Consider the following 22,340-nt stretch of genomic DNA (forward strand, 5'->3'; position numbering starts at 1 on the left):
ATCCCGTGCCGAGCCACCGGGTAGCGTAGTGCTGCCAATTACGAAACTATGCGTAGCGTAATTGGCTTCCAAACCATCGAGAGGATCGGCTTGATGCGCAGCCGCTACGCCGGCGATCCCTTCACCACGTCCACGCCCGAGATCGCCGCCGCGCTAGAGGATGTCAGCGTCCCCACGCTGTTGCTCTCGCTCGTCCATATCACCGGCGACCCCCGCTTCATCCGCGACTACAAGCAGATGGGAATCTTCCTCAACGAGGTCCAGGGGTTCATGTCGGAAGAGGACAAGGCCCGGGCCCGCGCCGAGGGCGTGTCGGTGATCGCCGAGTATCGGGACCGCGGTTGCCCTGAACCGCAGCCACTGAGCGCCGAACTCATCAGGGAAATGCTGGATTGGGCGGCTTGCGAGCACGTTCCCGACGACTATCTGTCGCTGGTTTCCGAGGAGCTCGACCTCGACGGCACCGACCCCCGGCGCCCCGCCCCGCTGCCGGCCGAGCACACCGCCGAGCTTCCGGTTTTGGTCGTCGGATGCGGCGAGTCCGGCATCCTCGCCGGCGTTCGCCTCAAGCAGGCCAACATCCCGTTCACCATCGTCGAGAAGAACGCAGGACCCGGCGGAACATGGTGGGAGAACAGCTATCCCGGTGCACGGGTGGATGTGGCGAACCACTTCTATTGCTACAGCTTCGAACCCAACAACGACTGGACCCATTTCTTCGCCGAGCAATACGAGCTGCAGGACTATTTCACCAAGGTCATCGACAACCACGGGCTGGCCGAGCATGTGCGCTGGCGGACCGAGGTTCTCGCGGCCGAATGGAACGACGACGACGACGGCACGTGGAGCGTTTCGCTGCGCTCGGCCGACGGACAGACGACAACCGCGCGCGCACGTGCGCTCATCACCGCGGTGGGACAGCTGAACCGTCCCAACATTCCCGCCTTCGACGGAGCGGACACCTTCGAGGGACCGTCGTTTCACTCTGCGGCCTGGGATCACTCGGTCGACTTGAAGGGCAAGCGGGTCGCGCTCGTCGGCGCCGGAGCCAGCGGCTTCCAGATCGCTCCGGCGATCGCCGAAGACGTCGAGCACCTCACCGTGTTCCAGCGCACAGCGCAGTGGATGTTCCCCAACCCCATGTATCACGACGAGGTCGGCGACGGCGTGCGCTGGGCGATGCGCCATCTCCCGTTCTACGGCAGATGGTACCGCTTCCTGGTGCTCTGGCCCGGCTCGGACAAGGGCTTGGACGCGGCCGAAGGCGACCCGGGTTACGCCGACCAAGATCACGCCGTCAGTGACATCAACGCCGCCGCGCACATGATGTTTTCGCAATGGATCACCAGCCAGGTCAGCGAAGACCCCGAGTTGTTGGCCAAGGTGCTGCCGGACTATCCCGCGTGCGGCAAACGCACCCTGCAGGACAACGGCAGCTGGCTGCGAACGCTGCAGCGCGACAACGTCGAATTGGTGCGCACGGCGATCGCCAAGATCACCCCGCACGGCATCGTCACCGCTGACGGCCTGACTCATGAAGTCGATGTCATCGTGTACGCCACCGGCTTTCGACACATCGACGTGCTGTGGCCGTTGAAAGTCACCGGCCGCAACGGCACTGACCTGCATGAGATGTGGGGGAGCCGGCCGTATGCCTACCTCGGGATCACCGTCCCGGAATTCCCGAACTTCTTCATCGTCTACGGGCCGGGAACCCACCTGGCCCACGGCGGCAGCCTGATCTTCCAGTCCGAACTGCAGATGCGCTACGTCGACCAGTGTCTGGCTCGACTGGCCGAACCCACCGTGCATTCCATCGAACCGAAACCCCAAGCCGCCACCGACTGGCACCGGCGAACGCAGACGCAAATCAAGAAGATGGTGTGGTCGCATCCGGCCGTCAAGCACTCGTACTTCAAGAATGCCGACGGCGAGATCCACACCGTGAGCCCATGGCGTCTCAACGAATACTGGTCGGCGGTGCGCGAGCCCGATTGGTCACAATTTCTAGTGCGGACGAAAGAGTGAGCGCGACAGACAAATTGAGCGCAATAAAGAAAGTGAGCCCGCCGATATGCGCACCGTAGTCGTCGATGGCCCCCGCAGCATCAGGGTCGACACCCGCCCGGATCCAGCCCTGCCCGGGCCCGACGGAGCGATCGTGGAGGTGACCGCCGCCGGTATCTGCGGATCCGACCTGCACTTCTACGAGGCCGATTTTCCGATGCCCGACCCGATTGCGCTCGGCCACGAAGCAATCGGCACGGTCGTGGAGGCCGGGCCAGAGGTGCGCGACGTCAAGGTCGGCGACCAGGTCATGGTGTCGTCGGTAACCGGATGCGGCGCGTGCGCGGGCTGCGCCACCCGCGATCCGGTCATGTGTCACTCCGGCTTTCAGATCTTCGGTGGCGGTGTGCTCGGCGGTGCGCAGGCCGATCTGCTCGCGGTGCCCGCCGCGAATTTTCAGCTGCTGAAGATGCCCGAGGGGATCAGCACCGAGCAGGCACTGCTCCTCACCGACAACCTCGCCACCGGCTGGGCTGCGGCGCAGCGGGCCGATATCCCCTTCGGCGGCACGGTGGCGGTGATCGGCCTGGGCGCGGTTGGCCTGTGCTCGCTGCGCAGCGCGTTTTTTCAGGGCGCGGCAACGGTTTTCGCGGTCGACCAGGTCGATGGCCGGCTGGAGCGCGCCGCCCGGTGGGGCGCGACGCCGCTTAAAGCCCCGGCGCTCGATGCCATCCTCGCCGCTACCGGTGGCCGCGGCGCCGACGCGGTGATCGACGCCGTTGCCACGGACGCCTCCCTGACCGATGCGCTCAACGCCGTCCGGCGCGGCGGCACCGTCTCGGTTGTGGGTGTGCACGACATGAATCCGTTTCCCCTCAACGCCCTGGGCTGCCTGATTCGCAGCATCACGTTGCGCATGACGACGGCACCGGTGCAGCGCACCTGGCCGGAATTGATACCGCTGCTACAGTCGGGCCGACTCGACGTCGACGGCATCTTCACCACCACAATGCCGTTGGACGAAGCGGCCAAGGGCTACGCCACCGCGGAGTCACGCTCGGGCGACGACGTGAAGATCCTGCTGAAGCCCTAGTCCTTCTCGCGGCGGACATGCCTGGCCAGATGGCGCAGCGTCCGCACCGGCCGGCGGCGTCCCGACACCAGGCACATCACCGGCCAGCCGTGCACGGCCGCCACGGCCGCGAGCCCGGAACGCGGGTTCACTGGCGATGCCGAGAAAGCGGGCCACGGGCAGGGTCTGGATGGACAGCGCCGAGGAACTCAGCACGACGGTGTGTCCGCACTGTTGATGGGCCTGCACGATCTCGTGCATGTGGGCGTAGAGCCGTGAGGCGACCCGCTCGACGAACAACCGCTCACCCAGTTCGTCGAGGTCATTGATCGACTGGCCGCGCAGATAGCCCGCCGCCCGCACGATGAGGCGCTCAAACTCCAAGCGCCCGAACCGACATCGCAGCGCCGCATCGAACACCCCGAGCAGTTCGCCAATTCCGGCTTGCCGACGCCTGATTCGATCGCCGACGTGCACGACCGCGGTAAAGCCGTCGACCAGCGTGCCGTCTAGATCAAAGAATGCGCCGATTCGCGGCCCGGGAGTACTGGCACGGATTCCGCGATGGCCTCGGCGGGGGAGAGGTTGGTGACCCTCGTGGCCTTCGGGGTGGGCTTCGACGCGGACGTAGCCATGCCGACCACCGCCTCACCGCGTCGCCGTGATGTATTGGGACCGCATGAAACTGTCGATCTTCACGTCAACCTCCGGCGGGGTCATGCCGTAACCGGCCTGCAGATCGAGGGTGTTGCGGACGGGTTCGACGGTCCATCCGTGGGCCGTCAGCCACTCCGCGGGGTCCGACTGGGGTTCGTAGGTCAGGGCCGAGAAGTCCACATTGCCGGACACATTGACCCCCGGGTGGTTCGTCTCCAACGCGTTGAGCTGGTCGTGGTCCAGCCGGGAGCCCAGTGCGCCGATGGCGATCCGGCTGCCCGGTGCACTGAGCCCGCTGATCCGGGTGAACAGCGCGTGTTGCGCCTCGTCGGTCAGGTAGGGCAGTAGTCCCTCCACCGACCAGGCGCTCGGACTCTCCACGTCAAAGCCGGCCGCTTCCAACGGCCGCGACCAGTCGGTGCGCAGGTCGGCGGCGACCGCGATGCGGCGGGCCTTCGGGGTCGCGCCGTGGTCGTCGAGAACCCGGGCCTTGAATTCGAGGACCTTGGGCAGATCGACTTCGAAGACCCTTGTGCCTTCCGGCCATTCGAGCCGATACGCCCGGGAGTCCAGGCCGGCGGCAACGATTACCGCCTGACGGATGCCCGCCGCGCCGGCGGCGTCGAAGAAGTCGTCGAAGAACCGGGTCTGGACCCCGTACAAGCGCGGGAAGGCCAGCTCGTCGTCGGAGGTACCCGGATTGGCAAGGACCCCCGCCAGATACGGGTCCTGCGAGGCGGCGATGAACACCTTCGCGTATTCGTCACGCACCAATGGCTGCGGGCTCACTGCATGCAGCGCCCGCCATCCCGCCACGAGCAACGCGGTATACCCCACGCTGCTGACGATGTCCCAGTGGTCGTCGTCGGAGCGGAGCGACCCGAATTCCGGTGTGGTGCTCATGGTTGCCCCTCCCGTAGACATCGGCCGTGAACGGCCGACATTTCCACGGTACCTGCGGGGCGGCATCAGAGTTCCAAAAACACCGTGACCGGCCCGTCGTTCACCAACTCGACCTGCATGTTCGCGCCGAACACCCCGGTCTGCACCTCGGCACCCAGGCGCTGCAGCGCATCGGCGAACTCCGCCACCAGCGGCTCGGCCTCGGCTCCTGGAGCGGCCGCGTTCCATGACGGGCGGCGGCCCTTGGCGGTATCCGCGTACAGGGTGAACTGACTGACCACCAGAATGGGGGCGTTGACGTCGGCCGCGGAGCGCTCATCGGTGAGAATCCTTAATTGCCAAAGCTTCTCAGCGAGCCGCCGCGCCTTCTCGCGATCGTCGCTGTGGGTGACGCCGACGAACGCCAACAGGCCCTGGCCATCCGGATCGATGGCACCGACCACCGCGCCCTCGACCGAGACGGTTGCCGACGAGACCCGTTGCACCAACACCCGCATGGGCCTCGATGGTGCCAGATTGCCGTTGGCGGGGTTGGGTACGCTCGGTGAATGTCCGTGCTCGTCGCGTTCTCCGTCACCCCGATGGGGGTGGGCGAGGGCGTCGGCGAGATCGTCGCCGAAGCGGTTCGGGTCGTTCGCGCCTCCGGGCTGCCCAACAAGACGGATTCGATGTTCACCGTCATCGAAGGCGAAACCTGGGAAGAGGTCATGGCCGTCGTGCAGCGCGCGGTCGAGGCCGTGGCGGCCCGTGCGCCCAGGGTCAGCACGGTGATCAAGGCGGATCTGCGGGCCGGGGTCAGCGACGCGATGACGCAGAAGGTCGCCTCCGTCGAGCGCTACCTCGAAGAAGGTTAGGCCTGGACGGCTGATTGAAAAGCCCGTTCGGCCGCGTCGCCGTGCACGGCGAAGACGACCTTGCGCAGTGAACTCGGGCGGTGCTGCCGGACCGCGTCGACCATCAGCCGCGCCGCCTCGTCGAGCGGGAAGCCGCCGACCCCGGTCCCGAAGGCCACCAGCCCGAGCGAGCGACAGCCGAGTTCGTCGGCCTTGCGCAGCGTCGAGGCCGTGGCGGCGGCGATAATGTCGGCCGAGGTCGGTCCGCCGAGCTCCATCGTCGCGGCGTGGATGACGTAACGCGCCGGCATGTCGCCGGCCGTGGTCTCGATCGCTTCGCCGAGCACGATCGGCGCCTTCTCGATCGATTCGCGCTGCACGTCGGGGCCACCCGCGCGCGAGATGGCGGCGGCGACACCGCCACCATGACGCAGCTGCGTGTTGGCCGCGTTGGTGATCGCGTCGAGTTCGAGCTTGGTTACGTCGGCCTGGATCACCTCTAACTCGATCATGGGCTCATTGTCCTCCGAAGGAACGCCTCGCACACCATGCGTAGGCTCATGCCGGTGAGCGCACGCGCAGGAATCGTTGTCACCGGAACCGAGGTCCTCACCGGACGGGTCCAAGATGCGAACGGCCCCTGGATCGCCGATCGCCTGCTTGAGCTGGGCGTCGAACTGGCCCACATCACGATCTGCGGCGACCGGCCCGCCGACATCGAGGCGCAGCTTCGGTTCCTGGCCGACCAGGGTGTGGACCTGATCGTCACCAGTGGCGGTTTGGGGCCGACGGCCGACGATATGACCGTCGAGGTGGTGGCCCGCTTCTGCGGACGCGAGCTGGTGCTGGACGCCGAGGTCGAAGAGAAGATCGCCAACATTCTCAAGAAGCTGATGGCGCGCAACCCCGCGTTCCAATCCGCCTTGGATCCCGGCACTTTCGACTCGCTGCGCGCCGCGAATCGCAAGCAGGCGATGATTCCCGTGGGGGCTCAGGTGCTCGAACCGGTCGGCACCGCGCCCGGCGTGGTCGTCCCCGGCAAGCCGACGGTGATCGTGCTGCCGGGTCCGCCGCGCGAGCTGCAGCCCATGTGGCACACGGCCATTGAGACACCCGCGGCGCAGGACGCGATATCCGGGCGGACCGAGTACCGGCAGGAGATGCTGCGGATGTTCGGGCTGCCCGAATCGGGGCTGGCCGAAACGCTGCGCGACGCCGAAATTGCCGTGCCCGGCTTCGCGCGACTCGAGATCACCACCTGCCTGCGACGCGGCGAGATCGAAATGGTCACCCGGTATGAGCCCGATGCCGCGGACGCGTACGCACAGCTGGTCAAGTTGCTGCGGGAGAGGCACGGCCAGCAGCTCTACTCCGAGGACGGCTCGCGCATCGATGATCTGGTGGCGCAACTGCTGGCCGGGCACCGGATCGCGACGGCCGAATCCTGCACCGCGGGACTGCTGGCGGCGCGGCTGACAGATCGGCCCGGCTCGTCGGATTATGTGGCCGGCGGCGTCGTGTCCTACTCGAACGAGGCGAAGACGGAGTTGCTCGGCGTCGACCCGGCGCTGATCGCCGCGCACGGCGCGGTCTCCGAGCCGGTGGCCGAGGCGATGGCCGCGGGGGCGCTGCGGCGCTTCGGGGCCGACACCGCGGTCGCGATCACCGGAATCGCCGGCCCGGGCGGCGGCACCGAGGAAAAGCCGGTGGGCACAGTCTGTTTCAGCGTACGGGCCGACGGCCGCACCGATACCCGCACACTGCGGCTTCCCGGCAACCGCTCGGATATCCGGGAGCGCTCGACGACGGTGGCCATGCACCTGCTGCGGCGGCTATTGGGCAACGACGAGTAGCGTCACGTCACTTCGCTTGCAAGAAAAGCGCTTTGGGTGGTGCCGAATCGGATCCCGGTGGCGTCCTTCCCGATCAGTGTCAACACCGCCACCGTGATCAGCACCGGCACGATGGTCGCCGCCAACGCGAACGGGTAGCCGTGCGATTCGGCGAGGCGTTCCTGGATCGGCAAGTTGAACGCCGCCAGCAGGTTTCCGAGCTGGTAGGTCACGCCCGGGTAGAGGCCGCGGATGGCATCCGGGGACATCTCGGTGAGGTGGGCGGGGATCACGCCCCACGCGCCCTGCACGAAAAGCTGCATCATGAACGAACCCAGGCACAGCATCGCCGCGCTGCGCGAGTACGCGAACAACGGGACGATCGGCAGAGCCAGAATCGCACAGAAGACGACGGTGTAGCGGCGGCTGAATCGCTGCGACAACGTCCCGAAGACCAGCCCCCCGAAGATGGCGCCGACGTTGTAGACCACCACGATCCACTTGACCGTCGTGCTGGACAGGCCGGCGCCCTGGTCGGCGTGCGCGCCAAGGAACGTCGGGTAGACGTCCTGCGTGCCGTGGCTCATCCAGTTGAAGGCCGTCATCAGCAATACCAGGTAGACGAACCGCCGGATGATCGCGCCGTTGCGCAGCACGTCGCGGATCCGGGTGCTGGTGAGCTTCATCTGGTCCTGCGCGGCTTCCCAGACCTCCGACTCCTCCACCCGGTAGCGGATGATCAGGCTGATCAAGGCAGGGATGACGCTCAGGCCGAACAACCACCGCCACGACAGCCCCAGCCAATCCATCACCACCAGCGAGGCGACGCTCGCCAGCAGGTAGCCGAACGCGTACCCCTCCTGCAGCAGTCCGGAGAAGAATCCCCGTCGCTCGACGGGAACCTTTTCCATGGCGAGCGCGGCGCCGAGCCCCCACTCACCGCCCATGCCGATGCCGTACAGCAGCCGCAGGATGACCAGCACGGTGAAGTTGGGCGCGAACGCGCACAGGAATCCCACCACGGAATAGAACATGACGTCGACCATCAGCGGCAGCCGCCTGCCGACGCGGTCCGCCCACAGCCCGAACAGCAGCGCGCCGACGGGACGCATGATCAGGGTGGCCGTGGTGACGAACGCGACCTCGGCCTTGCTGTGATGGAACGTCTTGGCGATGTCGGCGTAGACGAGCACCACGATGAAATAATCGAAGGCGTCCATGGTCCAGCCCAGCAGAGCCGCGATGAATGAGTTTCGCTGATCGCCGGTCAACTTCTGTCGAGGGTTGGTCACGTCAGCATCGTGGCCTACGCTGCGCGCCGGCGCGACCTGTTTCAACATCCGCGGTCCGGGAGTAAGTTCCGGATACATGCGGATCATCGATGCCGACGGACACGTCGCCGAGAATTCTTCCCTGGCAACCGAAGCAATCAAGCGATGGCCGGAACACGTCAAACCCAGCACACACGGTCGGCTCGGCTTGACGCTCGAGGGCCGCAACTACCCCGAGGATCAGGGCCCGGGCGCGGGGTGCCCACCCGAGCACGGGATCAGCAAGGCACCCGACATCAATTGCCGCTCACCCGAGGGCGTGCTGGGCGACGCCGATCGCGATCACATCGACACGATGGTGCTGTATCCGAGCATGGGCCTGTGCGCGCCCAGCCTCGAGGATCCCGATTTCGCCGCCGGATTCTCCCGCCTTTACAACCAGTGGATCGCGGACTACTGTGCCTCGTCCGGCGGTCGGTTGCGCGGGGTCGCGGTGACGCCGATCGAGCACGGCCAAGCGGCCATCGACGTCATGACCGAGGCCAAAGAGCTTGGGCTTGTTGCGACTTTGGTGCCGCCGGCGCTCAAGAGCCGCAACCTCGACCACCCCGACCTCGACCCGTTCTACGCCGCCGCCGTCGAACTCGGTATGCCGTTGGGTGTGCACGGCGCCCCGGGCATCCATCTGCCCAAGATCGGGGTGGACCGCTTCACGAACTACATTCAGGTGCACTGCATCAGTTTTCCGTTCGACCAGATGACGGCGATGACCGCGATGGTCTCCGGCGGCGTCTTCGAACGCCACCCCGAGTTGCGGGTCGCCTTCCTCGAAGCGGGCGCGGGCTGGGTGCCGTTCTTCATCGATCGGCTGCACGAGCATTACGAGAAGCGCGGCGACTGGGTGGAACGCGGCTGGCGTCGCGACCCGCACGAGTATCTGGCCGCCGGCAACATCTGGGTGACGTGCGAGCCGGAGGAACCGATCCTGCCCGGCGTGATCGACGTGCTGGGCGACGATTTCATCATGTTCGCCAGCGACTACCCGCACTGGGACGGTGAATGGCCCGAGAGCACCAAGCACCTGCGCACGCGAAGCGATATCAGCGAGGACTCCCGGGCGAAGATCGGCGGGCTGAATGCGCAACGCTTCTACAACCTGAATTGAACGGCTGCACAATCCTCGCGGCGGACGGCCCGATAGCCTCGTGAGGCACAGGGATTCTTGAAAGGCGACGATCTGACATGACAGATAAGTGGTTCTCCGATACCAGCGCGCCGGGACAGTTGACCCTCGCGGATCTGTGCGACCAGATCGAGCAGAAAATCCACCTCAACGCGGACAACCAGAAACCGCCGCAGGAGTTCCCCGATTGGCAGTCGTGCGTGGCAGATCGGGACGCCACCATCTACAAGTTGAGCGCGGCTGTAGTCAACCTGTGCCAGATGGTGAAGTACCTGGCGTCGGAGATGCGGGACGACGCTTAGCAGCAGCGATCGGGAAGCTCCGGTTTTGCGCCGAGGAATTTCCACGTTGGACTAAACGGGCTGCCCTTCGCACACGGCTGGTGAGAGGATCGTGGGCATGGGCCCTTTCCTGCTTCGCGCCGCGCTGACCGGTTTCGCACTATGGCTCGTCACGAAGTTCGTCCACGGGATCACGTTCGTCGGCGGTGACACCAAGCTGCAACGGGTCGGCATCATCTTCGTCGTCGCCGTGATCTTCGGCCTGGTCAACGCGTTCATCAAGCCGATCGTTCAGCTCTTGTCGATCCCGCTGTACATCCTGACCCTCGGCCTGTTCCATGTCGTCGTCAACGCGTTCATGTTGTGGATCACCGCCTGGATCACCGACCACACCACTCACTGGGGCCTGGCGATCGACCATTTCTGGTGGACGGCGATCTGGGCGGCGATCGTGCTGTCGATCGTGAGTTGGTTGCTGTCCCTGATAATCCGCCGCACCCGCGCCTGAAGCTCAGCGACCCTGCCACCGCGGCGGACGCTTTTCCGCAAAGGCCCGCGGCCCTTCCTTGGCGTCCTCGGTCTCGAAAATGCGGTTGCTGTGCCGGGTTTCGTTGTCGTAGGCCGACGCGAGGTCGAGCGCCAGACCCTCCACGGCGGACTGCTTGGTCGCAGAGACCGCCAGCGGCGCGTTGGCAGCAATGCGTTCGGCGTAGTCGTACGCGGTATCCATCAGTTGGCTCGCCGGGACCATCCGGTTGATCAGTCCCATGGCGAGTGCCCGCTCGGCATCGACCATGTCGGCCGTCAGCAGGAACTCCATCGCCAAGGGGTAAGGCATCTGACGTGGCAACCGCACGGTCGTTCCGCCTCCGGCGAACAGGCCGCGTTTCGGCTCCATCACCGCGAATCGCGCCTCGGGCACCGCCACTCGAATGTCGGTTGAACTCAACATCTCAAAGCCGCCCGCGACGCACGTACCGTTCACCGCCGCGATGATCGGCTTATAGACGGGGAAGCGATGCAGAACGGCGTGAATGGCGTCGTCCTTGTTCCACCCGTCGGGCCTGGGCAGCTCACCCGTCAGCTCCGGGATGAATTTCTTGAGGTCGGCCCCGGTGCAGAAGTCCCGGCCGACGCCGGTGACCACCGCGACCCAGGCCCGATCGTCGTCGCGGAACGCCACCCAGGCGTGGGCCAGGTCGCGGAAGTGTTCCATGTCCAGCGAGTTTCGCGTCTCGGGACGGTTGATCGTGATGGTGGCGATGTGCTCGTCCAGCCGGTAATCGATGCTCACCCCGAAACCCCATCGACCAGGCTCACCACATCGCGCGCGCACCCCCAGGACAGGGTGACGCCGTTGCTGCTGTGGCCGTAATTGTGGATGCACAATGCCCGTCTGCGGGCCCGCCCCAGCGGCTCGGCTTCCACCCGCACCGACGGACGGTCGGGCCGCAGTCCGGTGATCACCTCGATCACCTCGGCGTCGTTGAGGCGCGGCTCGATGCGCCGGCAGCGCTGCAGAATCCGCTCGGTCACCTCGGGGTCCGGCGTGGTGTCACAGCGGCCGGGGATGCTGATGCCGCCGCAGACCACCCGCTGCGGGTGCGGAAAGAAGCAGGTCCATTCCGGGCCGCTGTTGAGTTCCAGAAACAGTTGTCGCAGACCGGGATTGGTCAGCACGACATGTTGGCCGAACAACGGCCGCACGGTGTCGTCGCCCGTCAGCGCGCCGGCGGCGAGGCCCGCGCAGTTGACCACGATTCCGGCGGCGTCGGCGGCCTCGTCCAGGGACCGCACCGGATGCTCCTCGATTTCGCAGCCGGCCGCCGTCAGCCGCCGGGCCAGGTAGTCGAGATAGTGCGGCATGTCGATCATCGGCACGGTGGCGCGAAATCCGGTGCCGAAGCCCTCGGGAACGTCGGCCGGGTCGGCCGGGCGCAGGTCGGGGATCAGGGTCGCCGCCGAGGCCATCGCCTCGCTCGTGGTCAGCTCGCCGACGGCCAGCGCGGGCGCCAGCAGCACGCCGGCGTCGGGATCCCCGGCAAGCTCGGTGAACACGTGCAGCGAGTGCTCGGTCCAGCCCAGCGTCTCGGCGGCGCGCTCGGCCGGCCGCGGGGGACTCCAGACGGCGCCCGCCACCGCCGAGGTCGTCTGCTGTGGCATCGTCGCCGCCCATACCCGTACCGGCCAGCCCGCCTCGGCCAGGCAGATGGCCGACGTCAATCCGCTGACGCCGGCACCGACGACGACGATCTGCTGCGTATGTGCCACGGCGCCACGGTAGCGAAAACGAGCCGGCCGCGGGCCGCGATTGGGTCAGCGCCGGGTGCGATCAGCACCGATCAGGAATGCGGGGCCGGCGAGGCCGGAGCTTGCGGGGACGCCGGCGCCGCAGAGGTCGCCGGAGCTTGCGGAGCCGGGGACGCGGCCGGCGACTTCGGAGCCGGGGCCTGCTGTGGGTTGTTCCCACCCAGCAGGCTGTTGAGGATTCCGAGCGTGCCCTGCACACCCGCGGGCGGTGCGCTCGGAGGCAGAGCAGCATCCGGAGTCAGCTGCCAGGGCTGGCAGCCCGAGGTCTTGAACGCTTTGTCGCCCGGATCGATCTGCACCACCTGCGGCTTTTTCGACATCGCGTTGTCGATCAGGGCGCCGTCCGGGTTGCCGGTCCGCTTCCAGTAGCAGGTGCCGTCGCCGACGGGTCCGCCCGAGCTGTAGATGCCCGGCGCGATGTCGCTTCCCACGGCGTAGATGCCGTCCTTGTCGATGGACGTCTTCGGCCCCGCTGGTGCGGGCGAGGCCCCCGGCGCCGCTGTCGGTGACGGTGACGCTGCAGGTGCCGGACCCGGTGCCGGGCCCTGCGTCTCATCCGGGTCGGCGCCGGCAACGGCCGTGGACGCGGCCCAGCCCGCGACCATCAGACTCGCAGCAACCAACCTTGCCGCAGTAGGTACTCCACCCATAGAAATCGAGGGTACCGGGGTCAACAACCTAATTCATATCGATGTGAAATCTCCCCGGGCGGCAAACCAAACAGCAACGAATGCCTAAGCCAGCCGCCGCACTCGGCCGGCGTAACCGAGCGCGTGCTCGTAGGTCTCGAGGTTGTCGCGGGAAATCTTCGCGTGCACCGGGCGTTCCAGAAGGAAGCGCAACACCGGGTTGTAGGCGTGATAGGTCTCGTGGAACGTCAGCACGGTCGTGCCGTCCGGCTGCTCTTCGAGCTGGTGATAGCCCTCGGCGCGCGACCACAGCGGGGCGCCGACCGCGGTGTATCGCGACAGCTTGTTCAGCTCGGCCTCGGTCACCGTCTCCCACGACCGCGCCCTGCCGCCGGTCAGCAGATACTTCGGCACCTTGTAGACGCAGGTGCGGACCAGCCCCTCGCCGGCCTCGTTGCCTTCGTTGAGGATCTTCATGCTGCCGGTCGGCCACTCGAGCACCCGCGGGCGCGGGGCGTCCGCCGGTACCGGCGGATGCAGCACTCGCCAGACTTTCTGCGGCGGAGCATCGACGTGGAATCGCACGGTGTAGGACTGCATCAACTTTCTCCCCAGCCGTCCCAGAAAGTGATGGTCTCCGCGGGCGGCCGCTTGGCCGGCCGGAAGTCGGTGCCGATCGTGTAGGCGACGGGAAACAGCGCGGCCTGCGTGACGGTGGGCGGAATGCCGAGCAGCTCGGCAACCTCCTTCTCCTTGAACAGGTGCATCGTCGTCCACACCGATCCCAGTCCGCGCGAGCGCAACGCCAGCAGAAAGCTCCAGCCCGCCGGGATGATCGATGCCCAGGCCGCCGCGGCGATACCCGGTTCGGCGGTGTCGATGCGCTCCTCGAGACAGGGAATGACGTGCACCGGTACCTCCGCCAGCGTCTCGGTCAGGCTCATCGCGCTCTGGTACACCCGCTGCGTCTGCGCGTCGCTCGCGTTGTCGGCCGCGTACGCGAGGTACTGCGCGCCGATGCTGCGGTAGATCTCGGCGATCGCGGCGCGCTTGTCGGCATCGGTGATCACCAGCCAGCGCCAGTTCTGTGTGTTGCTGGCCGTGGGCGCCTGCATCGCCAGCCGGATGCACTCCAGGATCACGTCGCGACCGACCGGGCGGGTCAGGTCGAGGCGTTTGCGAACCGCCCGCGTGGTGCTCAACAATTCGTCGACGGTGGCGACGTCCATGTGTTCCTTCCCGATGCGTGATCAGAGGTCGATGGCGCAGGACTGGTCGACGCCCAGCACGCTCAAGGAGCGCCCCAGGCCGAGAAAGACGGCGACGCACAGCGTGAGATCCAGAATCTCCTCATCGGAGAAGGACTCCCGAAGTCGTTGAAAGAACGCATCGTCGATCGACGCGTGGTCGGTGGCAAAGCGTTCGGCGTACTCGATGCAAAGGCGTTGGCGCGGCGTGTATCCCGGGTAGCTGGCATATGCGCCGACGTTGTCGTACAGCTCGGGCGCCAGACCGGCGTCCAGCACGGACGGGGCGCGGAAGTCCGCGCAGGCGACGCAGTCGTTGATCATGGCGATGCGCATTCTGGCGAGCTCGCGCTCCTCGGCCGGCAGGATGCTCTGTTGATACGCGCCGCGGATCATGCGTTCGACCATGCCGCCCAGTTGCGGCCGCAGCGTCCAGATCATGGCGGCTTCGCCGCCGGGGCCATCCGGCACGTTGAGACGGGCCACCAGCGCACTCCTGCCCGCGAAAAAGAGCTGTCGAGCTGAGCAAACCAGACGCGCCGCGCGGCTGTCTAGGGCGCGGTGTCCCGGTTGAGGATGCGCTTCGCGTGACTCACCATGTCGGCGACGATCTCGGCGGCGGGACGGACCTCGTGGATGCGTCCCACCCCTTCGCCGGTGAGGATGGCGGCGGTGTCGAAATCCTCTGCCGCGACGGCCTTCTCGTAGGCGCTGATCGCCTCGGGCAGCTGCGCCGACAGCGCGGCCTCATTGCCGTGCCAGGTGTCGGTGAAGGCGTTGCTCAGCGCCCGCGCGTCGTATCCGGCGGGCCAATCGAGGCGGCGCACAGCGTCATAGACGCGGGTGCGCACGGTGTCGTCTCCACCGGCCGCCAGGGCCCGCTGCTGGGCTCTCGGCGACACCAGCGCCTCCGGCGTCGCCCAGAACCTGGTTCCCACGACCGCGCCGTCGGCACCGAGTGCCAGCGCGGCCGCCAGCCCGCGGCCATCACCGACGCCGCCGGCGGCCACCACCAATGTGTCGGGTGAGCGAGCCGCCACGAGGTCGACGACCTCGGGCACCAGGGTGAACGTCGACCGCACGCTCATCCCATGTCCACCGGCCTCCCCGCCCTGAGCCGCGATGACCTGCGCCCCGGCGTCGACGGCACGGCGGGTCTGATCGAGGTTCTGCACCTGCGCGATGAGCGGGACGCCGGCCGCGTGGATGCGGTCGGCGAACGGCTGCAGCTCGCCGAAGGACAGCATCACGGTCGCCGGCCGCTGGGCCAGCGCAATGTCAAGCGCCCCCGGATTCCGGGCCAGGCTCCAGGTGATGAAGCCGTATCCGACCCTGGTGCCGTCCGCCTGCCCGATCTGGGACTGCAGCCAATCGGTGTCGGCGTAGCCCCCGCCGATGAGGCCCAGGCCGCCGGCCTGCGTCACCGCCGCCGCGAGCCGGCCCCCGGAGACCAGGGCCATCGGCGCGAGCAGGATCGGCTGCTCGATCCCAAACAATCCGGTGAGCCGCGTCGGCAAACCCGTCGCGGCGCTCACGTGAGCTCACCGGTCAAGAACTGCGCCCTACCATGGCCGAAAGACCAATCCTCATCATCGTTTTCGGTGATCGAGACGATCAGATCGGCAGGGTCCAGGCCGCAGCGGTCGGCGAGACGGGACGCCAGCAACTCATAGAACTTCTGCTTGAGCTCACGGCGACGCCGTCGGCTCACCACGTGCATGACCACCTGGCGTGACGAACGATCGATGCCGAGACCGGTATCCAGCGTAACGATCTCGTGCGCCGGGTGAGTGTGCACCACCTGGTAGCGATCCCGCTCCGGGACGCCGAACGCCTCGACCACCGTCTCGTGGATCGCGTCCAGCAGTGCACGAACCTCGGACGCCGTACGACCCTCGATGAGGTCGATATACAGCAGCGGCATTTTTTCCTCCTGCGAACGACAGCGCGGATTGCGCGCCCATTGCAACCGACGTTAGGTGCCCGGTGCTCCCGCGTGAAATGCCTTCTGCGGGGCATCTATGCTCATCACGCATGGACGTGGTGCAGGCCGGCCGAGTCGAATTGCGTCACCTTCGGGCGTTCGAAGCGGTGGCGCGCCTCGAATCGTTCACGCAGGCCGCCCAGGAGCTCAGCATCACCCAGCCCGCGCTGAGTCGAACCATCCAACAGCTCGAAGACGCGCTGGAAGCCACGCTGCTGGACCGGAGTTCGCGACACGTCACCGCCACCCAGGCCGGGCGGGTCTTCCTCGATTACGTCGAGCGGGTCCTCGCCGAATTGGGACGCGGTGTCGACGCCGTCCGCCAGCAGGCGAGCCTCCGTCTCGGGTTCAGCTGGCTGCTGCCCGATCCGTGGGCGCAGCACACCGTCGCGCGTTTCGAGCGGGCCGCCCGCACCACCGTCAACCTGATTCGCACCGACGACGCGCTCGGTGCGGTCCAGCAGGGCAGGGTCGATGTCGCCCTGGTGCGTGGGCACGTGACATCGACCGCCGTCCGAATCGTGCACCTTTTCGATGAGCCACGGGTGGCGGTGTGTTCCGTTCATTCACCCCTGGCCGAGCGAGGGGCATTGGATTGGGCCGAGGTGCCACGGTGGCCGCTTGTGGTCAACACCGCCAGTGGCACCACCGGACCCTGGTCGTGGCCCGCGGGCGTCGGACCCGAAACCGTGGTCGAGACAAAGAATTTCGACGAGTGGATCGAATCCGTTGCGGCCGACCGGGGCATCGGGGTCATCCCCGATGTCGCCATCCGGCGCGACATCCACCCGGGCGTGCGGTTCGTCGCCCTGCAGGGTGCGCCCGACATTCCCGTCGCCCTGGCGTTTGTGAAGCGGGCCAACGGCCCCGCGCTTCGCCGCTTCATCGAGGCGGCCGTGGAGACCGCGGCGGACCAGTGACGGAGAAGCCCGACCGACGGCGCGGGCACCGTCAGGCAAGCGGCGCCAGGCCGGAGCGCACCAGATCCAGGCTCACCGTCACGTCTTCGCCAAGGTCGCCGGTACACCCTCTGCGGCCCCAATTCTCCACTGCCGCAACGAGGGCGGCGGCGATTGCCGAACCCGCGACCTCGGCGGCCAGATCGATGTTCGCCAGTTCCGGATTGCGCGCCCTGACGAAGTCGGTGAGCACGCGGGCAAACGACGACTGCACGACGCGCAGGTGACCGGCGATGCGCTCGGCGCTGATCAGCTCCGCACGGGCGGCCGCGGCCTGGCGAACCACTTCGAGGTCGTGCGGGAACGCGGCAACGCTGGCCAGCACCGCGTCGAACAGCGATTCCGAGGGCGGGCGTTGGGCGAGCGCTTCGGCCAGCCATCCCAGCTGGGTCTCGTAGTCCTGGAAGAGCACGGCTTCCTTGGTCGGGAAATGCCGGAAGAAGGTGCGTTCGGTGACGCCGGCCTCGCGGGCCAACTCGGTGACGGTGACGTTCGCAAACCCCTTGTGGGCAAAGCTCTTCAACGCCGCTTGGCGAAGCGCCTCATGCGTCGATCGTCGTCGTTGTTCGTGACGGTTGCCCGGGGCGGTCATCTCAGCGGTGATCGTATCCCAGGCCGGCGGCAGAACTGACATCTTCCAATTGTGTCAGTACTGACATAATCTTGGCACGCGGTTACCCGAGGAGGCGAGGGCCAAGACTGTGGGCAATACGGATTACGACGCGATCGTGGTGGGCGCCGGGCACAACGGGTTGACCGCCGCGGCCATCCTGCAACGCGCCGGCCTGCGCACGGTGTGTTTGGAAGCCAACACTTACGCGGGCGGCATGGCGGCGACGGTCGAGTTGATCGACGGCTTTCGGTACGAGATCGCCGGTTCGGTGCAGTTTCCCATGGCAAGCCAACTCACCAAGGACCTCGGGCTGGACACCCTGCCGGCGGTGGAGCCCGACGTCATGTCGACCAACATCGGCGAACACGGGGAAGAGCCGATGATCTTCTACCGGGACCCGATGCGGCTGATGACGCATCTGAGCGAGAAGCACGGGTTCGAGGCGGTCACCGGCATGGCCGAATTGATCGGCTGGAGCCAGGGACCGGCGAAAGCGCTGGGCCGCTTCGACGTGCGCCAGCCGCCCAAGACCCTGGACGCGATGTATGCCTGCGCGACCAACGACGACGAACGCCGTGCGATTCACGAGATGCTGTTCGGCTCGGCCATGGACGTGATCGACCGCTACCTGCCGGACAAAGACAAACACGCCGTCATGCGCGGAATGCTGGCATTCCTCGCCGTCAACTCGACCTACCGCGGCCCGTACACACCGGGCAGCGCGACCTGCTTGGCCTTTGCGCTGGCAGTACCCGACAACAGCACCGCGATGATGACCAAGTTGAAGGGCGGCATCGGCGCGCTCACCGAACACCTGCGCGAGCTGTTCGGTGCCCACGGCGGTGAGATCCGGTTTCGCACCAAGGTCGAGGAGATCCTGGTCGACCACGAGCAAGTGGCCGGCGTACGACTGCGCGACGGGTCGACGATCTCGGCGCCGATCGTGGTGTCCAACACTGTCGCCCGACGTCACGCTCACCGAACTGATCGCACCTGAACACGTTTCCGCGCAGCTGGTTTCGCGCGTCTCCGGCCGCGACCACCGGGCCTCGTTCGTGCAGATCCACTTCGCCCTAGACGGGCTGCCCGAGTTCGCCCCGCCGTACGAGTTCCTCAACGAGGAAGGCATGCAACAGTCCGTCGGAATCTTCGGCTCACCCGAGGAGCAACAGCTGCACTGGGAAAATTGCCGGCGGGGCATCGTTCCGGACAACCCGTCGATGGGCATGCAGATCCCCTCGGTGCACGATCCCGACATGGCCCCGCCCGGCAAGCACGCGGCGAGCGCGTACGCCTACGCCTTCCCGGTCGAAGTGCCTCGCGATCAGCACGGGAATCTGAAAAACGCGATGGCGCAACGGATTATCGACAAGATCACCCGGTTGGCGCCGAACTTCAAGGACATCGTGATACGCCACATCACGTTCGCGCCTTACCACATGAACACCATGTTCGGCGCACCCTCAGGCGACTTCTGCCACGGGCTGTTGCACCCCGATCTGATGGGACCCAACCGGCCCGGTCCGAAAGGCTTCCTCGATCTGCCCCTCGGAATCGAAGGCCTGTATCTCGCCGGCGCCGGATGCCATGGTGGGCCGGGCATCACCTTCACCCCCGGTTACAACGCCGCCTACAAAGTGCTCGACGACGCGTAGTGAACCGGGCGAGTCAGCCGCCGAACAGTCCGGTGAGCTGCGCCTGTGCGGTCGCGGCACCGGCGATCGTCTGTGCCGCCTGAACTCCGGCCAGGCCGCCGGGCAGCTGGTAGTCGTTGGGGAGCTGGTACAGGGTGAACCGGTAGTGATGTGTGCTGGTTCCCGCCGGGGGACAAGGACCCTTGTACGCGGGCTGGCCGGCCGTGTTCGGCAGCGCGGTCGCCCCGGCCGGCGTCTGGCCGTCGGCGGTGCTGCCCGAACCGGGGGGGATGCCGATGACGACCCAGTGGACGTAAAGCCCGTTGACGGCATCGGGATCGTCGACGATCAGGGCGGCGCCCAACGGTGCCGACCACGCCAACGGCGGCGCGATGTCGGCGCCCTTGCAGGTGTACTGCGGGGGAATCGGCGCCCCGTCGGCGAAAGCCGGGCTGCTGATCGTCAACGGCCCGCCCGCGGGCGCGTTCGGTGCCGTGCGACCGAGGGTGGTGACCTTCGGGGTCGACGGAGTCGTCGGGTGGCTATTGCCTTGGCCCCCGCAGCCGGCCAGCGCCGGCGCGATCGCCAGCGCACCAATGATCGCCCCGATCCAGTGAAGCGTGCCCGCCAGCGTCGATTCCATGAATAACAGTCTGACTCGCGCGACGGCACTCGGGAAGGACCCGATCTTCACACGGGCCCGTTGACGTTACTTGTCGCGCTTGGCGACGTCGAGGACCCGCTTGCGCAGCCCCTCGGTGGCGGTGTCCATCAGGCTCTTGGCCCCCTTCTTGACCAGGAAACCGGGCACGGGCGCCACCAGGTCGACGGTGAGTTCGAAGCGGACCCGGGTGGAATCCCCTTCCGGTGTCAGCGTGTACCGACCCTCTTGGGCGCGTTGCTGTTTAGCGCTGACCAGGGACCAGCCCACACCGTCGTCGTGAACCGTGTACGCCAGCTCCTGTTCGTCGCTGACGCCGACTAGCTTGACGACCTGTCTGGATCGGGTCGGGTGGTTCTGGTCGTCGCGCTCGAGCACTTCGATCTTCTTGTGCACCGACGACCACTCAGGCAGAGATTCGATGTCGAACAATACCTCCATGATTTCGTCGGGTGTCGCCTCGATGACGACCTCGCGGGAGTCGGTGATAGCCATGCCGGGAAGATAGCCGGCGCGGTGCGGGTCGAAACCAGTCGCACGTCGCGTCCGGGAATTGGTTGTGCACCAAGGCGAGCGAGGCGGGGGAGGACGACGTCGCGCCATCCCTGCCCCATGCGCTCGAAGGCCTGAGCCATGCGGCTGTCATCGATGTCAAAGCCGCTGTGTTCCAAGAACACTCGGGTACCGTCCCCTTCGGCTTGCAGCCGCCAGGTCAGCGTCCAGGCGGCGGTGAACGTGTAAGCGAAGAGGTGCGGCGCGTCAGCCTGGAGCACCGTGCACGGCTGCTTGCCACAGCCCGGCATGTCGAGGGTGAACTGGTGTACCACCACCGCGGCCACCTGCCCCTCGGCCCACCACAGCTTCATCAGCTCGGGTTCGGTCAGCAGTCGCCACACCTTGGCCGGGCGGCGCCACGAATTGATCCACCCGGATCGTCGCGAACCTTGACGTTTCGGTCATTCCAGCTCCTCTGCTACCTCGCAGAGCTTGCCCAGTCGGGCACGCCAGAACTTCTCGAACGGCTGCAACCAGCCGCCGAGCTCGGCCAATGGCTCCGCGGTCAGGCGGTAGATGCGATGGCGCCCGTGCGGCTGGTCGATCACCAGCCCCGCGTCACGCAGCACCTTGAGGTGCTCGGCGACCGCGGGCCGGCTCAACGCGAACCGGTCGCTCAGTTCCCCCGCCGACAGTGGTCGGTCGACGAGGATTTCCAGCAGTTCGCGCCGCACCGGGTTGGCCAAGGCGAGAAAGACGCGATCGACGCTTGCCACGCTCGGCACAATACGTCGGATATCTCCGACATGTCAACTATTTCCGACATAAGACGCGGCAACAATGCGCTGGTCGCCGGAACCCGTGGGGGCTACCTTCCTGGGTGTGCATTTCGCCTGGGAACGGCTGGCCGACGGTGTGCATCGCTGCCGGCTCCCGTTCTGCGACGTGACCATCGGGGTGGTGCGCGGCCGCACCGGAGCGCTTCTGGTCGACACCGGGACCACGCTGGCCGAGGCGGCCGCCGTCGACGCCGACATCCGGTTGCTCACCGGACGCCCCGTGAGCGATATTGTCTTGACGCACAAGCACTTCGACCATGTGCTGGGTTCGTCGTTGTTCACCGGGGCGCAGGTGCACTGCGCGCCCGAGGTGGTCGAATACCTCTCCTCGGGAACCGAGAATATCCGCGCGGACGCGCTGCATTACGGCGCCGACCCCGCCGAGATAGACGCGGCGATCGCCGCCCTGCGGCCCCCGCGCGTCGGCGGCTACGACGCCGTCGTCGACCTGGGGGACCGGGCGGTGACCATCGCCCACCTCGGGCGTGGGCACACCTCGTCGGACCTGGTGGTGATCGCGCCGCCGACGGACGACGGCGAGCGGGTCGTGGTGTTCACCGGTGACTTGGTGGAGGAGTCCGCGGATCCCGCGATCGACGCCGACTCCGATGTCGCGGCCTGGCCCACGACCCTCGACCGGCTGCTGGCGGTCGGGGGCCCCGAGGCGATCTACGTTCCAGGCCATGGCAAGGTCGTCGATGCGGAGTTCGTCCGTCGCCAGCGCCAGTGGTTGGCCCGGCACGCAGCCGCACCCTGAGCCATACTATATCGAAAGGTATTGTCTCCCAACGCGTTGAAGCCACACGACGGCCCAACAGCGCCGGAGGACCGCCGTGGCGATCGACCGGCGATCCGCCCCGAGCGCCGACCCACCACCGAAAAGCTGTCGCAACTACAGGGTGCCGCAACAGTTTTGGTTTTGAGACTTTC

25 protein-coding genes and 3 pseudogenes are annotated in these 22,340 nt (G+C 66.8%); 10 read left to right on the plus strand and 18 right to left on the minus strand.

Features of this window, described 5'->3' with window-relative positions:
* Window positions 1-93 precede the first annotated feature (93 nt).
* Both G6N50_RS06170 and G6N50_RS06175 read left to right on the plus strand, forming a co-directional pair.
* On the plus strand, window positions 94-2,028 hold the full coding sequence (locus G6N50_RS06170; protein WP_083092596.1) for a flavin-containing monooxygenase: 1,935 nt from the start codon (window positions 94-96) through the stop codon (window positions 2,026-2,028).
* A 46-nt stretch (window positions 2,029-2,074) separates the two neighbouring features.
* Entirely contained in the window at window positions 2,075-3,100 is a 1,026-nt protein-coding gene (locus G6N50_RS06175) for an alcohol dehydrogenase catalytic domain-containing protein (RefSeq protein WP_083092594.1), read from the plus strand.
* Here G6N50_RS06175 and G6N50_RS06180 read toward each other — a convergent pair.
* The 3 genes from G6N50_RS06180 to dtd all read right to left on the minus strand — a co-directional run bounded on the left by G6N50_RS06180 (window position 3,059) and on the right by dtd (window position 5,136).
* Window positions 3,059-3,637 carry a haloacid dehalogenase-like hydrolase gene (locus tag G6N50_RS06180; RefSeq protein WP_083092593.1) on the minus strand — a complete coding sequence of 193 codons (579 nt, stop codon included), beginning with the start codon at window positions 3,635-3,637 and terminating at the stop codon, window positions 3,059-3,061. The genes G6N50_RS06175 and G6N50_RS06180 overlap by 42 nt on opposite strands.
* Before the next feature lie 90 nt (window positions 3,638-3,727).
* Window positions 3,728-4,639 carry a class I SAM-dependent methyltransferase gene (locus G6N50_RS06185; protein ID WP_083092591.1) on the minus strand — a complete coding sequence of 304 codons (912 nt, stop codon included), beginning with the start codon at window positions 4,637-4,639 and terminating at the stop codon, window positions 3,728-3,730.
* 65 nt (window positions 4,640-4,704) lie between these two features.
* Entirely contained in the window at window positions 4,705-5,136 is a 432-nt protein-coding gene (gene dtd / locus G6N50_RS06190; protein WP_083092589.1) for a D-aminoacyl-tRNA deacylase, read from the minus strand.
* A 51-nt stretch (window positions 5,137-5,187) separates the two neighbouring features.
* Between dtd and G6N50_RS06195 the strand changes: the two genes are divergently transcribed.
* Complete coding sequence (locus G6N50_RS06195; RefSeq protein WP_083092588.1) at window positions 5,188-5,493, plus strand: MTH1187 family thiamine-binding protein; 306 nt, start codon at window positions 5,188-5,190, stop codon at window positions 5,491-5,493.
* Here the strand turns inward: G6N50_RS06195 and G6N50_RS06200 are convergent.
* The gene (locus G6N50_RS06200; RefSeq protein WP_083092586.1) at window positions 5,490-5,984 is read right to left on the minus strand and encodes a macro domain-containing protein; all 495 of its coding nucleotides are present in this window, start codon (window positions 5,982-5,984) and stop codon (window positions 5,490-5,492) included. The two genes, G6N50_RS06195 and G6N50_RS06200, sit on opposite strands and share 4 nt — an antisense overlap.
* A 54-nt stretch (window positions 5,985-6,038) precedes the next feature.
* On the opposite strand from G6N50_RS06200, the gene G6N50_RS06205 reads away from it, so the two are divergent.
* Window positions 6,039-7,325: a competence/damage-inducible protein A gene (locus G6N50_RS06205; RefSeq protein WP_456299286.1), complete on the plus strand. Its 1,287-nt coding sequence runs from the start codon at window positions 6,039-6,041 to the stop codon at window positions 7,323-7,325.
* Between the two features lie 2 nt (window positions 7,326-7,327).
* Here the strand turns inward: G6N50_RS06205 and G6N50_RS06210 are convergent, their stop codons facing one another.
* A complete protein-coding gene (locus tag G6N50_RS06210; RefSeq protein WP_372509893.1) occupies window positions 7,328-8,674 on the minus strand; it encodes a sialate:H+ symport family MFS transporter in 1,347 nt (448 codons plus the stop codon).
* Here G6N50_RS06210 and G6N50_RS06215 point away from each other — a divergent pair.
* From G6N50_RS06215 to G6N50_RS06225, 3 genes are all read left to right on the plus strand, one after another.
* A complete protein-coding gene (locus G6N50_RS06215; RefSeq protein ID WP_068269332.1) occupies window positions 8,673-9,740 on the plus strand; it encodes an amidohydrolase family protein in 1,068 nt (355 codons plus the stop codon). The two genes, G6N50_RS06210 and G6N50_RS06215, sit on opposite strands and share 2 nt — an antisense overlap.
* Before the next feature lie 77 nt (window positions 9,741-9,817).
* Window positions 9,818-10,060, plus strand: coding sequence for a hypothetical protein (locus G6N50_RS06220; protein ID WP_083092583.1), 243 nt, complete (start codon window positions 9,818-9,820; stop codon window positions 10,058-10,060).
* A 97-nt stretch (window positions 10,061-10,157) separates the two neighbouring features.
* Window positions 10,158-10,547, plus strand: coding sequence for a phage holin family protein (locus G6N50_RS06225; RefSeq protein ID WP_083092581.1), 390 nt, complete (start codon window positions 10,158-10,160; stop codon window positions 10,545-10,547).
* A gap of 3 nt (window positions 10,548-10,550) precedes the next feature.
* Here the strand turns inward: G6N50_RS06225 and G6N50_RS06230 are convergent, their stop codons facing one another.
* The 8 genes and pseudogenes from G6N50_RS06230 to G6N50_RS06265 form a co-directional block, all read right to left on the minus strand.
* Window positions 10,551-11,333, minus strand: coding sequence for an enoyl-CoA hydratase/isomerase family protein (locus G6N50_RS06230; RefSeq protein WP_083092580.1), 783 nt, complete (start codon window positions 11,331-11,333; stop codon window positions 10,551-10,553).
* A complete protein-coding gene (locus G6N50_RS06235) occupies window positions 11,330-12,310 on the minus strand; it encodes an FAD-dependent oxidoreductase (protein ID WP_083092578.1) in 981 nt (326 codons plus the stop codon). Before G6N50_RS06235 ends, G6N50_RS06230 begins: the two co-directional genes overlap by 4 nt.
* 182 nt (window positions 12,311-12,492) lie before the next feature.
* A pseudogene (locus tag G6N50_RS28970) lies at window positions 12,493-12,999 on the minus strand (hypothetical protein); the annotation flags it as partial.
* 84 nt (window positions 13,000-13,083) lie between these two features.
* A complete protein-coding gene (locus G6N50_RS06245; RefSeq protein ID WP_083092575.1) occupies window positions 13,084-13,578 on the minus strand; it encodes an SRPBCC family protein in 495 nt (164 codons plus the stop codon).
* Complete coding sequence (locus G6N50_RS06250) at window positions 13,578-14,207, minus strand: nitroreductase family protein (protein WP_083092573.1); 630 nt, start codon at window positions 14,205-14,207, stop codon at window positions 13,578-13,580. The genes G6N50_RS06245 and G6N50_RS06250 overlap by 1 nt, the downstream gene beginning before the upstream one ends.
* 21 nt (window positions 14,208-14,228) lie before the next feature.
* A complete protein-coding gene (locus G6N50_RS06255) occupies window positions 14,229-14,711 on the minus strand; it encodes a carboxymuconolactone decarboxylase family protein (RefSeq protein WP_083092571.1) in 483 nt (160 codons plus the stop codon).
* A gap of 65 nt (window positions 14,712-14,776) precedes the next feature.
* Window positions 14,777-15,760, minus strand: coding sequence for an NAD(P)H-dependent flavin oxidoreductase (locus G6N50_RS06260; RefSeq protein ID WP_083092570.1), 984 nt, complete (start codon window positions 15,758-15,760; stop codon window positions 14,777-14,779).
* On the minus strand, window positions 15,757-16,149 hold the full coding sequence (locus G6N50_RS06265; RefSeq protein WP_083092568.1) for a tautomerase family protein: 393 nt from the start codon (window positions 16,147-16,149) through the stop codon (window positions 15,757-15,759). The genes G6N50_RS06260 and G6N50_RS06265 overlap by 4 nt, the downstream gene beginning before the upstream one ends.
* Before the next feature lie 110 nt (window positions 16,150-16,259).
* Between G6N50_RS06265 and G6N50_RS06270 the strand changes: the two genes are divergently transcribed.
* Window positions 16,260-17,129, plus strand: coding sequence for a LysR family transcriptional regulator (locus G6N50_RS06270; RefSeq protein WP_083092566.1), 870 nt, complete (start codon window positions 16,260-16,262; stop codon window positions 17,127-17,129).
* 31 nt (window positions 17,130-17,160) lie between these two features.
* On the opposite strand, the gene G6N50_RS06275 is transcribed toward G6N50_RS06270, so the two are convergent.
* Complete coding sequence (locus G6N50_RS06275) at window positions 17,161-17,760, minus strand: TetR/AcrR family transcriptional regulator (RefSeq protein WP_083092668.1); 600 nt, start codon at window positions 17,758-17,760, stop codon at window positions 17,161-17,163.
* 109 nt (window positions 17,761-17,869) lie between these two features.
* Between G6N50_RS06275 and G6N50_RS06280 the strand changes: the two are divergent.
* Window positions 17,870-19,436 (plus strand): annotated as a pseudogene (locus G6N50_RS06280) (phytoene desaturase family protein).
* A gap of 13 nt (window positions 19,437-19,449) precedes the next feature.
* Here G6N50_RS06280 and G6N50_RS06285 read toward each other — a convergent pair.
* From G6N50_RS06285 to G6N50_RS06300, 4 genes and pseudogenes are all read right to left on the minus strand, one after another.
* Window positions 19,450-20,058: a YbhB/YbcL family Raf kinase inhibitor-like protein gene (locus G6N50_RS06285; RefSeq protein ID WP_083092667.1), complete on the minus strand. Its 609-nt coding sequence runs from the start codon at window positions 20,056-20,058 to the stop codon at window positions 19,450-19,452.
* Between the two features lie 66 nt (window positions 20,059-20,124).
* Window positions 20,125-20,571: an SRPBCC family protein gene (locus G6N50_RS06290; protein WP_083092564.1), complete on the minus strand. Its 447-nt coding sequence runs from the start codon at window positions 20,569-20,571 to the stop codon at window positions 20,125-20,127.
* Window positions 20,572-20,642: 71 nt separating this feature from the next.
* A pseudogene (locus G6N50_RS06295) lies at window positions 20,643-21,036 on the minus strand (SRPBCC family protein); the annotation flags it as partial.
* Entirely contained in the window at window positions 21,033-21,347 is a 315-nt protein-coding gene (locus G6N50_RS06300; protein WP_372509894.1) for an ArsR/SmtB family transcription factor, read from the minus strand. The pseudogene G6N50_RS06295 and the gene G6N50_RS06300, both read right to left, overlap by 4 nt.
* A gap of 106 nt (window positions 21,348-21,453) precedes the next feature.
* On the opposite strand from G6N50_RS06300, the gene G6N50_RS06305 reads away from it, so the two are divergent.
* Window positions 21,454-22,167, plus strand: coding sequence for an MBL fold metallo-hydrolase (locus tag G6N50_RS06305; protein WP_083092665.1), 714 nt, complete (start codon window positions 21,454-21,456; stop codon window positions 22,165-22,167).
* The last annotated feature ends 173 nt before the right edge of the window (window positions 22,168-22,340 follow it).

It is taken from the genome of Mycobacterium mantenii, assembly GCF_010731775.1.
GTDB classification, from domain to species: Bacteria; Actinomycetota; Actinomycetes; order Mycobacteriales; family Mycobacteriaceae; genus Mycobacterium; species Mycobacterium mantenii.

Bases quoted from the DNA above. Each gene is read 5' to 3' on its own strand.
- G6N50_RS06170 (WP_083092596.1), top strand. From the start codon at position 94: ATGCGCAGCCGCTACGCCGGCGATCCCTTCACCACGTCCACGCCCGAG.
- G6N50_RS06175 (WP_083092594.1), top strand. From the start codon at position 2,075: ATGCGCACCGTAGTCGTCGATGGCCCCCGCAGCATCAGGGTCGACACC.
- G6N50_RS06185 (WP_083092591.1), bottom strand. From the start codon at position 4,639: ATGAGCACCACACCGGAATTCGGGTCGCTCCGCTCCGACGACGACCAC.
- dtd (WP_083092589.1), bottom strand. From the start codon at position 5,136: ATGCGGGTGTTGGTGCAACGGGTCTCGTCGGCAACCGTCTCGGTCGAG.
- G6N50_RS06195 (WP_083092588.1), top strand. From the start codon at position 5,188: ATGTCCGTGCTCGTCGCGTTCTCCGTCACCCCGATGGGGGTGGGCGAG.
- G6N50_RS06200 (WP_083092586.1), bottom strand. From the start codon at position 5,984: ATGATCGAGTTAGAGGTGATCCAGGCCGACGTAACCAAGCTCGAACTC.
- G6N50_RS06215 (WP_068269332.1), top strand. From the start codon at position 8,673: ATGCGGATCATCGATGCCGACGGACACGTCGCCGAGAATTCTTCCCTG.
- G6N50_RS06210 (WP_372509893.1), bottom strand. From the start codon at position 8,674: ATGTATCCGGAACTTACTCCCGGACCGCGGATGTTGAAACAGGTCGCG.
- G6N50_RS06220 (WP_083092583.1), top strand. From the start codon at position 9,818: ATGACAGATAAGTGGTTCTCCGATACCAGCGCGCCGGGACAGTTGACC.
- G6N50_RS06225 (WP_083092581.1), top strand. From the start codon at position 10,158: ATGGGCCCTTTCCTGCTTCGCGCCGCGCTGACCGGTTTCGCACTATGG.
- G6N50_RS06245 (WP_083092575.1), bottom strand. From the start codon at position 13,578: ATGCAGTCCTACACCGTGCGATTCCACGTCGATGCTCCGCCGCAGAAA.
- G6N50_RS06250 (WP_083092573.1), bottom strand. From the start codon at position 14,207: ATGGACGTCGCCACCGTCGACGAATTGTTGAGCACCACGCGGGCGGTT.
- G6N50_RS06265 (WP_083092568.1), bottom strand. From the start codon at position 16,149: ATGCCGCTGCTGTATATCGACCTCATCGAGGGTCGTACGGCGTCCGAG.
- G6N50_RS06270 (WP_083092566.1), top strand. From the start codon at position 16,260: ATGGACGTGGTGCAGGCCGGCCGAGTCGAATTGCGTCACCTTCGGGCG.
- G6N50_RS06275 (WP_083092668.1), bottom strand. From the start codon at position 17,760: ATGACCGCCCCGGGCAACCGTCACGAACAACGACGACGATCGACGCAT.
- G6N50_RS06285 (WP_083092667.1), bottom strand. From the start codon at position 20,058: ATGGAATCGACGCTGGCGGGCACGCTTCACTGGATCGGGGCGATCATT.
- G6N50_RS06290 (WP_083092564.1), bottom strand. From the start codon at position 20,571: ATGGCTATCACCGACTCCCGCGAGGTCGTCATCGAGGCGACACCCGAC.